This window comes from Chryseobacterium limigenitum (genome assembly GCF_900114875.1).
Taxonomy (GTDB): Bacteria; Bacteroidota; Bacteroidia; order Flavobacteriales; family Weeksellaceae; genus Chryseobacterium; species Chryseobacterium limigenitum.
Genome location: NZ_FPKW01000007.1, coordinates 178456 through 193444 on the forward strand (window position 1 = coordinate 178456; position 14989 = coordinate 193444).

Annotated in this window: 14 protein-coding genes; 8 read left to right on the forward strand and 6 right to left on the reverse strand. The window is 33.8% G+C overall.

Going from position 1 to position 14989, the window contains the following annotated elements:
- Positions 1-78: 78 nt before the first annotated feature.
- The 5 genes from BT156_RS11055 to BT156_RS11075 all read left to right on the forward strand — a co-directional run bounded on the left by BT156_RS11055 (position 79) and on the right by BT156_RS11075 (position 5830).
- Complete coding sequence (locus BT156_RS11055) at positions 79-339, forward strand: hypothetical protein (RefSeq protein ID WP_072410069.1); 261 nt, start codon at positions 79-81, stop codon at positions 337-339.
- A 230-nt stretch (positions 340-569) separates the two neighbouring features.
- Entirely contained in the window at positions 570-1958 is a 1389-nt protein-coding gene (lpdA, locus tag BT156_RS11060; RefSeq protein WP_072410071.1) for a dihydrolipoyl dehydrogenase, read from the forward strand.
- A gap of 69 nt (positions 1959-2027) precedes the next feature.
- Positions 2028-2624, forward strand: a complete 597-nt coding sequence (locus tag BT156_RS11065) for a hypothetical protein (RefSeq protein WP_072410073.1) — start codon at positions 2028-2030, stop codon at positions 2622-2624.
- A 155-nt stretch (positions 2625-2779) separates the two neighbouring features.
- A complete protein-coding gene (locus BT156_RS11070; protein ID WP_072410075.1) occupies positions 2780-3583 on the forward strand; it encodes a patatin-like phospholipase family protein in 804 nt (267 codons plus the stop codon).
- A 303-nt stretch (positions 3584-3886) separates the two neighbouring features.
- Entirely contained in the window at positions 3887-5830 is a 1944-nt protein-coding gene (locus tag BT156_RS11075; protein ID WP_072410077.1) for an SPFH domain-containing protein, read from the forward strand.
- Between the two features lie 53 nt (positions 5831-5883).
- On the opposite strand, the gene BT156_RS11080 is transcribed toward BT156_RS11075, so the two are convergent.
- The 3 genes from BT156_RS11080 to BT156_RS11090 all read right to left on the reverse strand — a co-directional run bounded on the left by BT156_RS11080 (position 5884) and on the right by BT156_RS11090 (position 7883).
- The gene (locus BT156_RS11080; protein WP_072410079.1) at positions 5884-6321 is read right to left on the reverse strand and encodes a hypothetical protein; all 438 of its coding nucleotides are present in this window, start codon (positions 6319-6321) and stop codon (positions 5884-5886) included.
- Between the two features lie 150 nt (positions 6322-6471).
- A complete protein-coding gene (locus BT156_RS11085; RefSeq protein WP_072410081.1) occupies positions 6472-7203 on the reverse strand; it encodes an ABC transporter ATP-binding protein in 732 nt (243 codons plus the stop codon).
- An 83-nt stretch (positions 7204-7286) separates the two neighbouring features.
- On the reverse strand, positions 7287-7883 hold the full coding sequence (locus tag BT156_RS11090; protein ID WP_228430094.1) for a hypothetical protein: 597 nt from the start codon (positions 7881-7883) through the stop codon (positions 7287-7289).
- 1058 nt (positions 7884-8941) lie between these two features.
- On the opposite strand from BT156_RS11090, the gene BT156_RS11095 reads away from it, so the two are divergent.
- Both BT156_RS11095 and BT156_RS11100 read left to right on the forward strand, forming a co-directional pair.
- Positions 8942-10120: an autotransporter outer membrane beta-barrel domain-containing protein gene (locus tag BT156_RS11095; protein ID WP_072410083.1), complete on the forward strand. Its 1179-nt coding sequence runs from the start codon at positions 8942-8944 to the stop codon at positions 10118-10120.
- A 55-nt stretch (positions 10121-10175) separates the two neighbouring features.
- Positions 10176-11993, forward strand: a complete 1818-nt coding sequence (locus BT156_RS11100) for an RCC1 domain-containing protein (RefSeq protein ID WP_170857298.1) — start codon at positions 10176-10178, stop codon at positions 11991-11993.
- A 201-nt stretch (positions 11994-12194) separates the two neighbouring features.
- Here the strand turns inward: BT156_RS11100 and BT156_RS11105 are convergent, their stop codons facing one another.
- The 3 genes from BT156_RS11105 to BT156_RS11115 form a co-directional block, all read right to left on the reverse strand.
- Entirely contained in the window at positions 12195-12740 is a 546-nt protein-coding gene (locus tag BT156_RS11105) for a DUF3575 domain-containing protein (RefSeq protein ID WP_072410087.1), read from the reverse strand.
- A gap of 89 nt (positions 12741-12829) precedes the next feature.
- Positions 12830-13966 carry a helix-turn-helix domain-containing protein gene (locus BT156_RS11110; protein ID WP_072410089.1) on the reverse strand — a complete coding sequence of 379 codons (1137 nt, stop codon included), beginning with the start codon at positions 13964-13966 and terminating at the stop codon, positions 12830-12832.
- A 289-nt stretch (positions 13967-14255) separates the two neighbouring features.
- Positions 14256-14612, reverse strand: a complete 357-nt coding sequence (locus BT156_RS11115) for a winged helix-turn-helix transcriptional regulator (protein WP_072410091.1) — start codon at positions 14610-14612, stop codon at positions 14256-14258.
- 101 nt (positions 14613-14713) lie between these two features.
- Between BT156_RS11115 and BT156_RS11120 the strand changes: the two genes are divergently transcribed.
- On the forward strand, positions 14714-14989 hold a 276-nt coding region (locus BT156_RS11120), incomplete at its 3' end, for a transposase (protein WP_072410093.1).

A 14989-nucleotide genomic window follows, 5' to 3' on the forward strand; every position in this document is an offset into this window, starting at 1 on the left:
GTACGATATATGTAATATTCAGTACAAATCCGAATGATTTTAAACTTTTAATTAAAATCATTCATAAAAGTCAATATTATGAATAAATTTTTTATATCAACAGTTTTATTAGTAGGATTATCAATGAATATGTCAGCACAAAAACATCCTACGCCGCCGCCTCATCCTTCGAAAAGTGAACTCGTAAACATTAAATCGAAAGAGCTGGACAAAAGGTATAATCAGGAAAAGAAATTGATTTTAAACCATCCTTTAGCAACTAAAAAGATGAAGCAAGACCAATTAAAGGCTTTAAATGAAAAATATAGAAGCCAGAAAAAATTGCTAAAAAAAATGTAATAACTGCCATTTCTTGAAATTATTAAAATTGAAATAGTTTAATTCTATAAAATCGGTTTTGCTAAATTTTAAGTTAAAATAAAAATTTATTAAAGAGAACGTGTTTTATGTTCTCTTTTTTTATTAGAAATATAGCAAAAGTGGTGTTTATTATGCATTGCCTCACGAATTTTAAGAAACATGATACATCCAATATTTTTCCTTAAATTCGCATTAAAATTTTTAAGCTAATGAACTACGATATTATTGTCATCGGAAGTGGTCCTGGTGGATATGTTACAGCTATTAGAGCGGCACAATTGGGTTTCAAAACTGCAATTATCGAGAAAGAAAACTTAGGAGGAATATGCCTTAACTGGGGATGTATTCCAACGAAAGCTTTGTTGAAATCTGCTCAGGTTTTTCATTATATCAACCATGCAGAAGATTATGGTTTGAATAAAGTGGAACCAAGTTTTGAGTTCCCGAATGTAATTCAAAGAAGCCGTGGCGTTGCTAATAAAATGAGTAAAGGGATTGAGTTCTTAATGAAAAAGAACAAAATCGATGTTATTCTGGGAACTGCTAAAGTTTTAAAAGATAAAAAAGTTTCTGTTACAGATAAAGACGGTAAAGTAACCGAATATGCTGCAAGCAACATCATTATTGCAACCGGAGCACGTTCTAGAGAATTGCCAAACTTACCTCAAGACGGTAAAAAAGTAATCGGATACAGACAGGCACTATCTCTTCCTGAGCAGCCAAAATCTATGATTGTTGTAGGTTCTGGAGCTATTGGGGTTGAGTTTGCTGACTTCTATAACACAATGGGTACGAAAGTAACTGTTGTTGAATTTATGCCAAACATCGTTCCTGTGGAAGATGAAGATATCTCTAAACACTTAGAAAAATCTTTGAAAAAGACAGGGATAGAAATTATGACAAATGCTTCTGTAGAAAGCGTTGATACAAGTGGAGAAGGGGTAAAAGCTACTGTGAAAACAGCTACTGGAACTATTACTCTTGAAGCTGATATTTTATTATCTGCTGTTGGTATCGCTGCAAATATCGAAAATATTGGTCTTGAAGAAGTTGGAATACAGACAGATAAAGGAAGAGTTTTAGTAAACGAATGGTACGAAACTTCTGTTCCAGGTTACTATGCGATCGGAGATATTATCCCGACTCAGGCTCTTGCTCACGTTGCTTCTGCTGAAGGAATTACTTGTGTTGAGAAAATCAAAGGACTACACGTTGAGAAGATCGACTACGGTAATATCCCTGGATGTACTTACTGTCACCCTGAGGTTGCTTCTGTAGGTCTTACAGAAAAGCAGGCTAAAGAAAAAGGTTACGAAATCAAGGTTGGTAAATTCCCTCTTTCTGCAAGTGGAAAAGCTACTGCAAACGGAAATACAGATGGTTTCATCAAAGTTATTTTCGATGCTAAATATGGCGAATGGTTAGGTTGCCACATGATCGGTGAAGGTGTAACTGATATGGTTGCTGAAGCTGTTGTTGCTAGAAAACTAGAAACTACAGGTCACGAGATCATCAAATCTATTCACCCGCATCCAACAGTTTCTGAGGCTATCATGGAAGCTGCTGCTGCTGCTTACGGAGAAGTTATTCATATCTAGTTTTAAAATAAATATTACTAAATAATACATAAAGCTCAGATTTTTTTCTGAGCTTTTTAATTTTTGACCATGAAAAGATTAATTTTTTTAATATCATTTCTCTGCTTTAATTTATTTTTTTCTCAAAAACAATTCAAATATAAAGACACTCATTTTCCTATAAAATATATACTGAAAAACTCGACTGATACAATCAGAACAAGAGTTCAGAATATGGGATTGTATACGAATAAAAAATTTTCCTCTGCAACTTATATTAATAATATGTACGTTATAGATTCTTTAGGAAATAAAACCAAAGTTCCAGAACAAGATATAGCTTATATGGAAATTACAGATCTGCAGAATGTAAAAAGAAAAATTATTTCATCTTCAACAGTTTTTTCTAAAGACTTTGGACTTTTGGAAACCATATATGAAGGTAATAAAACAGCTTACTATAGGTCGGCAAATTATAGTGTATCTATTTACTCACCTATGATAATATATTCAGATTATTTGATTTTTAAAACAGATAAAAGTATCGTTGAATTAGGTTCTGCAGGCAGATTTAAAATAAAAATGAAACAAAAATTTTCAGCTTATCCAGATATTTTATTATTAATCGACTCTTGGAAGTATGATAATGATTTAATAAAAATTCTTGATAGGTATGAAAGAAAATAATTAATATTAAACCACAGATTTTTGTCTGTGGTTTTTTTATGCATGAAATATTTATATTTTTAAGATAAATGAAAGAATTATTAAAATTATTTTAAAATCCATATTTTTAGAAAAATTAATGTCATTTTCTCCTTACGTTTTCTTAATTTTATTCTATGAATTTTGAAAGAACAGGATTGGTTTTATCCGGTGGCGGAACGAAGGGCATTGCCCATGCAGGAGTTTTAAAATTCTTGAAAGAAAAAAATATCAATATAGATGTTTTAGCATGCTGTAGTGCGGGTTCCATTGTCGGAAGTCTTCATGCAGTTGGAAAAACACCTGAGGAGATTTTAGATTTTTTTCAGTCCATCTATTTTTTCAATTGGAAACATTTTGCTTTTAATCAGCCGGGATTGGTTTCTTCGGTGATCTTTAATAATTATTTAAGACCGATTTTTCAGGAGATGAAAATTGGAGATTTAGATAAAGAAGTGAAAATTGTAGCAACAGAATTGGTTTCCGGAACTCAGAAAATTTTCGACAATAGTTTTAAGGTAACGGATGCTGTTATTGCATCGTGTTCTATTCCGGGAGTTACCACGCCTTATATTTTAGGAGAAGAAATGTACTGTGACGGAGGTGTTTTAAATAACTTTCCTGCGGACGTTATCAGAGATGAATGTAAGCAATTAATTGGCGTTTTTGTATCTCCACCGCATAATATCGACATTAATGATTTGAAGACCATAAAAGCAATCGTATCAAGGTCTTACGATCTTCTTTCTTACAGAGTTGAGAAAGCGAAATTCGAATATTGCGATTGGTTTATATCTTCACAGGATTTGTCAAGTTATGGAACTTTCGAACGTAAGAAAGACCGTTTGGAAGAAATTTTTAATATAGGATACAATGCAGCAAAAGACAGTTTTGAAAGCGTACAAAATGTTTTTGTAAAAAATAATGTTGATTGTCTGTAAATTACATTATTTTCAAAAAATATTTTGATTTTTTGTATTATCAATAATATTTTCTTCCGTACATTTGTATAGCAAAAAGGATTTTACTCCTTCACAAATAAGATGGAACAAACAAACTTTAAGTTTTTTCTTTTAAAAGTATCAGAAATCATATTCACGATTTTTAATACTTCTCCTCCTACACTTTCTTAAATTTTTCGAAAGAATTCAATCATTTGATTCTATCCGTATTTTTTTATTTTAAAAAAATAGGGGCTATCGGTCATTTCTTCTATTTAAACTAAATTTTTAAACAAATAAATTATGGAACTATCGTTTCAGGGCTGGATGATTCCGGCTATCATTGTGCTTTTATGCGTAATTTTTTACAAAATTATTTTGAGAGTTTTTTTCGGATTGGTTATCGTTCCCGAAGACAGAATTGGTTTGGTGACCAAAAAATTCGTGCTGGTTGGTAAGCAGGAACTTCCGGAAGGGAGGATTATTGCAACCAATGGAGAAGCTGGTTTTCAGGCTCAGACATTGGCACCGGGAATTTATTTTGGTAAATGGATCTGGCAATACACGATTCAATTTCAGCCATTTACCGTGATTCCTACCGGGAAATTAGGATTAATTCTGGCTAAAGACGGAACTGAATTGGAAACCGGACGTATTTTGGCAAGAAAAGTAAACTGCGACTCTTTCCAGGATGCAGAAGCATTTCTTAAAAACGGAGGTAGAAAAGGGCGCCAAACTGCCATTGTTGCACCAGGTTCTTATAGAATTAATACCTTATTGTTTGATATTGATTTAACTGATATGACGCAAATTCCTGACAATGCGGTGGGAGTCATAACGACAATGGAAGGTAATCCTTTGGAAGAAGGCCAGATTGCAGGTAAAATTGTTGAAGCTCACAATAAATTTCAGGATGTTGATACTTTTTTGAGTAATGGAGGTTACAAAGGTCTTCAGGAACAGGTGATTTTAGCGGGTTCATATTTCTTAAATCCTTGGTTTACAAAAGTTGAAATGGTACACATGACGGAAATCCCGATCGGGCACGTTGGTGTAATTATCAGTTATGTAGGTGCAGAGGGCAAAGATTTAAGCGGTGTTGATTTTAAACATGGAAACATTGTTGAAAAAGGTCATAAAGGAGTCTGGTCAGAGCCAATCGGTCCCGGAAAATATCCTATCAATCCTTATATTATGAAGGTTGAGCTTGTTCCTACCACCAATCTGGTTTTAAACTGGGCGTATGAAAGAAGTGAATCTCACCAGTTAGATAAAAACCTTTCAACCATTACGGTGAGAAGTAAAGACGGTTTCCCTTTTAACCTAGATGTTTCTCAAATTATTCATATTCCGACTTATGAAGCTCCAAAAGTGATTGCCCGTTTCGGAAATATGATCAATTTGGTAAGTCAGGTTTTGGAACCTACGATTGGGAATTATTTCAGAAACTCTGCGCAGGATAGCGATGTAATTGCATTTTTAGGAACCCGTAAAGAAAGACAACAATCTGCAAAAGAGCATATTAGTAGTGTTTTAGATCAATATAACGTAAATGCTGTAGATACTTTGATTGGTGCCATTGTTCCTCCCGAAAGTCTGATGAAAACATTGACAGACAGAAAGTTGGCGGAAGAACAGAAAATCACCTACGAAACCGAAATGTTAGCACAGGAAACCCGACAAAGTTTAGAAAAAGAAACTGCAGTTGCAGATATGCAGAAAGAAATTGTGAAAGCAGATCAGGGTGTTTGGATTGCAGAACGTGTTGCAGATGCTTCTGTGAAAAAAGCAACCGGTGATGCCAATTCTGTACGTCTTCAGGCCAATGCGGAAGGAGACAGACTGAAATTACTGGCAACAGGTGAGGCCGAAAAAACAAGACTTTTAGCCAAAGCAGAATCCGAAAAAATAGAATTGTTGGCTAAAGCGAACGCCGAGCAGATTTCTCTAACAGGTAATGCAGAAGCTGAGAAAATATTGGCAATCGGTAAATCTAATGCAGAGTCTTATAAATTATCTGTAGAAGCAATGGGCGGAAACAATTTTACCCAATTGAAGATCATGGAAAATATCGCCTCTCAAAACGTGAAAATAATGCCTGACGTTCTTATCGGTGGAGGTGGAGATGCAGCTAATGGAGGAATCAGCGGATTGTTAGGCTTACAGCTTCTTGAGCAGGTTCAAAAGAGAAATGAAGATAGTTCAAAAGTAATTGAAGTTAAATCTGATGAAACTCCTGAACAATAAAATTAACATATGAAAAACAAAAACTCCCACTTTTTAAAATGGGAGTTTTTTTATTAATTTTTTACGACTTGTCCGTCTTGATTAACGATCGTTTTTCCTGTATTATCATCAACTTTTAGAGTATAAGGTGCTTTTTTCGGAGAATTGGTTAAATAATTTCTCCAAACCTGATAAGTGAAAGCATTATTTACAAATTCATAATAATAGTTACCACCGGTACCATCAGGAATCAATTCTCCGTCCGGAATTATCATACTTGGTTTTGAAGTTATTTTTGCATTGGCAGCCCAAGATTGATACAAGTATTTACCGTTGGGTTGTTTATCAATTCTTATTTTAAACTTTTTAGTTTTAATAATTACCGTTTTGGGTACTTTTTGATAATTTGCAGAAACCGTTGATGATTTTGGTGATTCGTTTTTAATTTCGGTAGCATACGCCAATGAGAATTGAGCGATACAAAATGCTCCCAGTAGAATTTTTTTGATCATTGTAATGAGTTTTGATTGAGTAGGATATTCTCAAATTTAATGCCAATTCCCGAATTTTTTGTCTAATGAAAATTTTACAGGTTTAATTAAATTTAAAGAAATATTGTAAATGAAAAAATCCTACAACTTGCAGGATTTTTTATATTTGATTTAATTATTAATTTCTTCTGTTACGCTTACTGTTTCAGTCTGAGTATAACTTGCAAAAGCTTCTTCCAGGCTTCCAAATTTACCTTTAAATTCATCAATCGGGCAATCCTGAAGAATATTCCCTTTGTGAATAAGGATAACACGCGAACAAAGCGCTTCAACTTCCTGCATAATGTGTGTAGAAAGCAAAACGGTCTTCTCTTTACCGATTTCTTTTACAACATTTCTGATTTCAATAATCTGATTGGGATCCAAACCATTGGTTGGTTCATCCAAAATCAATAAATCCGGTTGATGAATAATGGCTTGTGCCAGACCAACTCTTTGTTTATAACCTTTAGAAAGCTGACTGATTTTCTTAGATTTTTCAGGAGTAATTCCCACTAATTCTATCACTTCATCAATTCGTGTTTCAGAAATTTTATGAATATTTGCGACAAACTGCAGGTATTCTTTCACATACATTTCCAGATACAGAGGATTGTTTTCAGGCAAGAATCCAATATTTTTCTTACTTTCAATCTCGCGCTCGGAAATGTTTTTTCCATTAAAAATTATTTCGCCTTCATCAATTTTCAAAGCACCAACGATAGATTTCATCAGAGTTGATTTTCCTGCTCCGTTTGGTCCCAGAAGACCGATGATCTCGCTTTTATCAATTGAGATATTGATGTTGTTAAGTGCGGTTTGTTCACCAAATTTTTTGGTCAGATTGATTATTTGAAGTGACATAAATGAAAACAATGTTTTTACAAAAATAGAAATAAAAAACTCATCCGGGAAGAATGAGTTTAATTATGTTTTGTAAAGATTGATTATTTTTTATATTTCTTGCTTTTTGGCGAAGAAGTTGGCGTTTTTGCAGGAGTATCAGTTAAAGGTATTGCTGTACTTGCTGAAGAGTTATAGCTTGTTGTTCCCGTCGTAGAAGAAGTGGTTTTCGCTACAGCTCTTTCATACAATGCAGATTTGCCATTTGTTTTTCCAAAAAGCTTATCAACCTGTTTTTTGTTCAGAAACTGTGATTTTCCAACATATTTTCTGTTCTTGTTAATATATTGAATAAACTGAACAGTTGGCTGTCCGAAGTTCTTCTCGTAATGAAGTTCAATGATATCATTAGGAAGTTCCAAAACAATATTTCCTTCCGGAGTGTCGATAAATCCGTCGGTAATCATTTTATATAGACCTTCAACATCTTTATTCATATTATGAAATGAAAAAGATCTGAAAGTATTTAGATTAGCGGTGTTAAGATCCTGATAGTTGATCGTAAATTTATCGTCTTTTTTATATAAACCAACGGAATTATCTTTGCCAATTTCCACTAAAGTTTCGTTTTTCAAGACCTTGATCTGTGAAAAAACCGAAATACCGAACATGCAAGTAAATAGTAGAATTATTTTTTTCATGTGATGATTTTTAATGTTTTATAATTTGGTATATCTAAATTACTAATAAAAACGCTAAAAAACAATTTTTATTCCTGTCAGCAAAAGTAGCATTTTTTTTTAATATCCATAATATAGGCGCCATGAATGCTATGCATTTCATTCTAGTGTGTCTGTTATCTATATTCCTTTATTAATGAGGGTTTTATAAAGGTTATGATTCTAGATTGTATTAAGAAGCTGTCTGGGGTAAAATAAATTTGTTTTAATATGTAATTTACTAAAAGACAGTTATTAACTAATTTTATTCACCTATAAATGAATTCTAATTTAAAATAAATGTTAATTCTGCGTTTGAATTATTAAGATAAACCAATTTTTAAATAAGAATACTTTTAAACGATTTGAATTAGATATTTCAAAATTAATGATTGTCGTTTTGCCGGCTTTTGCCAAAGAACGGGAAAGTTGTAAATTAAACTTTTTTTCATGTGTAATATTTAAAAATTAAAGGGGCAAAGGTAGGTAAAATATTAATTTCTATATATGACACATCTCAGACTGTGTATTAATTTTTGATATTAGTGTAAATGAAAAACTGTTAAAAAAGGGTTTTGGTGAACTTAAAGGGCTATACTCCTTAATAGGTCGTTCCGTTTTTATGTGGTATTTTATTTTAAATAAGCCTTATGTTTTAGGATTATTTTCCATCAACTATTTGATAATCCGTAAGAAAAATATATTTTTGCAATCGAAAACGTCTAATCATCATTGATGGAATATTGTTTTCACTAAAAAAACTAAAAACTAAAAACGAAAACTAATTAAATCATGAAAAACACCGTATTTCATATTATAAATTCATTAATACTAATTGTTTCCAATAATTTAAAGCATTAATAAATTCCTCAAAATTTCTTTAGAGGCTTATTTATCAACGAAAATACTTTCAAAATCAATGTTCATTCATTGATTGAAGCTATTGCTGTTATTTTTTATTGACAATTTTTCCGCGTACAGGTCTCGAACAAAGTATTTAAAAATTAAAATATATTAAACTATTTAATCTTTTCACTATTATGAGAAAGAAACTACTAACCATTGTTTTGACAGGTTTATTCAGCACGACGGCTTTTGCAGCCGATCTGTATGTTAGAAATGCCGGAGCCGGCGGAGCTTATTCTACCGTAAGTGCAGCTATTACTGCTGCTTCAGACGGAGACCGCATAATTATTCAACCCAAAACGAATGGGTCTGCGTATGTAGAAAATCTTACCATCAACAAATCACTGACTTTTGTCTCTGAAACTATTTATAACAAATATTTTATTCAGGGGACCGTTACGATCAATCCGGCAGCGGGAAGAGTCGTGAATATCAGTAGTTTGAGTTCAGGGGACTTTAGCATTTATAATATAACAGCAAGTGGATCTACAACCGGAGGAAGAACGACCATCAATCTGTATAATTGTTATCTGAATAATGTTTTTACCAATAAAACAAATACAACTACCAATATTTCCGGATCTACTGTTAGAGGAAGTTTGGTTTTTTCTCATGGAAGAATTACAGCTAACAAAGCACAGTCTATTGTCGCTAACACTATTGAGACAGATACCACTCCTGCAACTACAGATATAGAAGTCTATGGAAATAAATCTGATTTTAGTATAGAGAATTCTCAACCAAATTATAATTTTAAATTCTACAATAATTTTTGCTCTGGATTTTATGTGTTTTCTCTTAAATCGGGCAGTTCGAACGAAATTATTAACAATACTGTCTACAAGCCTAATGCCGGCGATGTTGCTCCGTTTTTTATCAATTTAAACATTGCAAATGCCGGAAATATTAACATTATGAACAATGCTGCTTCTTTTGTAGTAGGTCAAACCAATGCCTGTATTCAAAATAACAGTAATACTGCTGTTGTATCAGCTACTTACAATGTATTTACCAATTCATTTGTAACACAAGGTACTGTGACCCAAAGTAATAATTCCGGACAGGTAAATATGAACTTCAACAATACAGATTACACCATAAGCGGGATGAATGTAAATGCGGGAAATCCTGATGTAAGCTATACTGATTTAGATTTAACAAGAAACGATGCAGGCCACTATGGTGGCTCAAACAGCTGGGCTAATTATTGGCCGGCAGACAGCGGTGGTAAACCTCAGGTAAACTATTTGCTGACTCCGAGAACCATTAGCAGTGGCACGTTAAATATCACAGGATCTGGTTTTTCTAAATAATTCTTAATGATAGAACAATATGAACAAATATATTTATAGTATAATCGCTTTGCTTATGATAACGTTTTGCCCGGCGCAAATGTTTGTAAGCCAGGCCGAGTATTTTTGGGATACCGATCCGGGATTAGGAAACGGAACGGCTGTTTTGGCTGCCGACGGGAATTTCAACAGTGCTTTTGAGCAATTGACCAAGACGGGAATTACCACGCCAAGCAGTGGTTTGCATAAATTCTGTATGCGTATCAAAGACAATAGCGGTGTTTGGGGGCCGGTTTTCACTAACATTATTAATGTTCAGCAAAATCCGACGTCTACCATAATGGCTATTTCACAAGCCGAGTATTTTTGGGATACCGATCCTGGAGTAGGAAACGGAACAGCTGTTTTGGCTGCCGATGGAAATTTTGACAGCTCTTTCGAACAACTAACCAAAACAGGAATTGCTTTACCTTCTACCGGACTACATGTTTTTAATGTGCGTATTAAAGATAATAATGGCGTTTGGGGACCTGTTTTTAGAAATGTAATTAATGTACAGGCTACTGTCCCTGTAGGATGCTGGGAAAGTGTTCGTGGAGGAGTGGAGTTTAGCAGTGGTATAAAAACCGATGGAACATTGTGGGCTTGGGGCGATAATTTCTATTCTCATTTAGGAACCGGGGGTACAACGGATTTGTACGTTCCTACTCAAATTGGAATCGCAACCGATTGGAAATGGATAGACAATGGTCATGATACTACCTTAGCAGTTAAAAATAATGGAACATTGTGGGGCTGGGGGATAAATGGATATGGTCAGATAGGTAATGGAAACGCTTCCGTTCAAACGACACCTATTCAAATAGGGAATGCTAATGATTGGCAAAGTGCTATATCCACTTTTGATCACACTGTTGCCAAAAAAACAAATGGGACTCTATGGGCTAGCGGGTATAATGATTACGGCCAATTAGGAGACGGCACAACTACAAAAAAATCAACTTTTATTCAAATTGGAACTGCTACCAATTGGGAAAGTTATGCGGTTGGAAACGGTCATACTTTAGCTATAAAATCAGACGGAACATTATGGGCTTGGGGTAATAATGGATCTGGACAACTAGGAGATGGTACTCTCATCAATAGAACTGTTCCTACACAAATAGGCACGGGAACGAATTGGAAAAGTGTAACTACAGGGTATAAATTTTCTGTTGCCATAAAAACAGATGGTACTATATGGGCCTGGGGTGCTAATAATAGTGGGCAGTTGGGAGATGGTACAACTACTTCAAGATCAGTTCCAACCCAAATTGGAACAGCAACGGATTGGAAAAGTACTGCTTGCTCGGAGAGTCATACTCTTGCTATTAAGACGAATGGTACTTTATGGGCCTGGGGAAATAATTACTTCAGACAGTTAGGAGATGGCACTTACGTTGATAAACTTGCTCCAACTCAAATTGGTACAGCTACTGATTGGCAAAAAATAGACTGTGGGTTTGCCCATAGTATTGGCATAAAAACAAATGGAACACTCTACACATGGGGAAGAAATTATAATGGAGGATTGGGAATAGGAAACACAAATACTGTAACTGTTCCTACAGCCATTGCTTGCCCTACAAGCAGCTTAGCTGTTGTGGAAGTTTCAGCAAAAGGAGATCAACTGAAAGTCTATCCAAATCCGGTACAGGATTACTTGAATGTTTCATACGATCAAATGATTGTTTCGGTGACAGTTTACAGTGCAGCGGGACAATTGGTAACTACTAAAATGATCAATGATACTAAGGGAACGATTGATTTTACTGTGCTAGCATCAGGTGTTTATCTGGTTAAAGTAAATGTGGCTAACAACACGGTGAAAACGGTAAAAGTAATCAAACGTTAAGTGTTGAGAAAAACCCTTTTATGTGAAAACTACATTATGGTAGTGATATCATAGATTATTCAAAAAATCAGTGTGTACGGATATTCCTGCACACTGATTTTATTTTCTGAAAATGTTTATAAATTTCCATGTATTTATAAACATTTTCAGAAACAAATCCCAACTTTCGTCAGGATTTTATTTATTCATTCTTTAGGTATCTTAAAATCGGTAGCCAACACTCAATCCAAACTTTGCAACCACAGTATGATCTGTTTTGTCTGCATTGAACAAAAGTTTTCCGTAGCCTGCGTTGGCTTCAAAAACCAATCCTTTTTTTGTAACCAGTTTATAGCCCAGACCAGCACCCAGTGCAACATCATAAACATCTTTATTTTCAGTGAATGTCACGTTGTCTGCTGCGTATATTTTTTTTCCATCAATAGAAGTGAACATTCCAAATCCTTCGACAAAAAAACCGGAAGCGTATTTTTTTCCAAAATAATATCTGTAGTAGGGAGAGATGTAGTAATTCAGATCCTCATTTTCTGTATTATCATAAACAAAAAATGCAGAGATTCCCAGTGATGAATTTTTATTGAGGTGTCGTTCAAAATTTACTTCCACAGCACCAGCTAATGGCGCTATTAAATTTAGTCTAATTTCATTTTTTTTCTGATAAGGATTTGCATCAGTTCCATTTTCATTTTGAGCATTGACAGAATTAAAAGCAAACAAAATGATTACTAGTAAAAAGGTTTTTTTCATAAAAGATTAATTTGAATTATTTAAGTGCAAAACTCAAATAAATCAAATTAGAACGGGTTCCAAAAGCTTAAAAATGGATAAAATGGTACTTATTTAGTGGTGTTTTTGTATTCATTGGGGGTCTTGCCGGTAACTTTTTTAAAGGCTTTATAAAAAGTAGTTTTTGAAGTAAACCCGGATTCTAATCCCATCGTCAATAAAGTATAGTTTTCATATTCCGGATCTGATATCATTTCTTTGACAGCTTCCACTCGATATTGATTGATGTAATGGGCAAAGTTATCTCCTGTTACTGTGTTTACAATTTGTGAAACATATCCCGCGCTTATGCCTAGTTTTTCAGCTACTTTTTCTCTGTTTAATGTACTGTCGGTATAAATGTGCTCATCTTTGCAAAGAAGTTCCAGTTTTTGAAAATAAAGATTATCGGCCGTGATAGATTCCTTATATTCTTGTGGCGTACTATCTTGTACAATTTGCAGTTGGGGATACGAAACAGCTGAATCATTATTTAGAAAATGGGAGATGGCATCTTTGTTTTTGGCCAGTTTATATTTGTAAATGCCTATATAGGCTGTCCAGTGCATTACAAATGTTGCACATAAAGCTAAAACGCTCATGATAGAGGAAATGTCTGATCCAAAAAAAAGACCGGTCATATATGTAGTAAGCCAGACAAATAGCAACAAATAGATAATGGTTAATAAGGTAATGACCCATTTTTTCTCTTGTGGGTCTTTTAAATGCCTTATCATAAAATAAGAGTAAAGAGGTAGAAACGGGATGATGATAAAGGCAAATAAAATCTGAATCAGCCTAAATATATTGACTAGGAAAATGCTTGAATCCGGGATTTTATAAATTCCTGCAACATTACTAAGATCGTATGTAATGCTAACAATAGAGGAATACGCAAATGGAATATAGTACAAATAATGCTTCTGCCTATTCTTTACAGTATCATTAATCCGGTTGATAATGAACAGAAATATGAAAACGGGCAATAAAAATATCCACTCGATATCGTCAAAAAAATGTAGAAAAGGATACGCAATAAATGTTCCTTCAATTTCAAAAACATAATTTAGTAAAACAAAGGAAAGTGCAAATAGTAAATATGCTAAATATTTATTTGAATGACTATTGAATAGGGAAGACCTTAAAATAACCAAGCCTAAGACAATTCCCTGAAAAATCGCAATATTTAAAAGTGTTGTATAAATCAATTTTTTATAAAAGTTGTTTCAAAGATTTGTTTTTGGAATATCAGGGTAATTATATTTTTTTAAATATAACTCTTTCATGCGAATTGATAAAACGAATTTATATTAATACTGATGACATTTTCGACTTACCAATTTCTGTCACTAAGATTTTTTTTGAAAAAAAATACCGTATGATATCATACAGTGTGCTATAGTGACCAAGACGGAATTATCTTCGGATGATTTAGTTCGTTTGAGTCAAATTAAACAAGAATTACAAAATTCACTTTTATCAAATAAAATCTGATAATTAATATTCTTTTTTACCGAAAAGAGTTTCTCTGTAATCTATACCCCACTGTGCGATAGTATCAATAAAAGGCTCTAGGGTTCTTCCAAAATCGGTTAAATCATATTCAACGGTAATAGGCTTTGTGTTTAAGACCGTACGTGTCACAAGATGATTCATTTCAAGATCTTGCAATTCTTTAGATAACATTTTAGCCCCAATCCCTTGAGTTTCTCGTTGCAAATCCACAAAACGCATTTTGCCGCCATAAAGGAGAATTCCCAGTATATGTATTTTCCATTTGCCTCTTAATATTTCCATGCTATCCTTTACGGCATTTATTCTGAATCTGCAGAATTTATTATTTTGTTTTTCCATCCTTGAATCTCTTAATTAGCAAAATTAATACTTTTCTCTCCCAATAGTGGAGTTGCTAACTTTGTTAGGACACAATTCTTATACTCTTTATCTTTAAGAGTATGAAAAAGATCAGAAAAAATTACAGTCTAGAGTTTAAGATCCAAGCAGTATCTTTAAGTGAGCAGCGAGGCAATGTATCCTCGGTAGCTGAAGAATTGGGGATCTGTAAAGAAAGTCTCGTTAATTGGCGAAAACTTCACAAAGAAGGTAAACTTAGCAAGGAAAAACAAATATCCTCTGATCCAATAAGGGAAGAGTTATTGAGACTTCGCAAAGAACTAGAAGAAACAAAGCTTGAACGTGATATCTTAAAAAAGGCGGTAGGCATCTTCTCC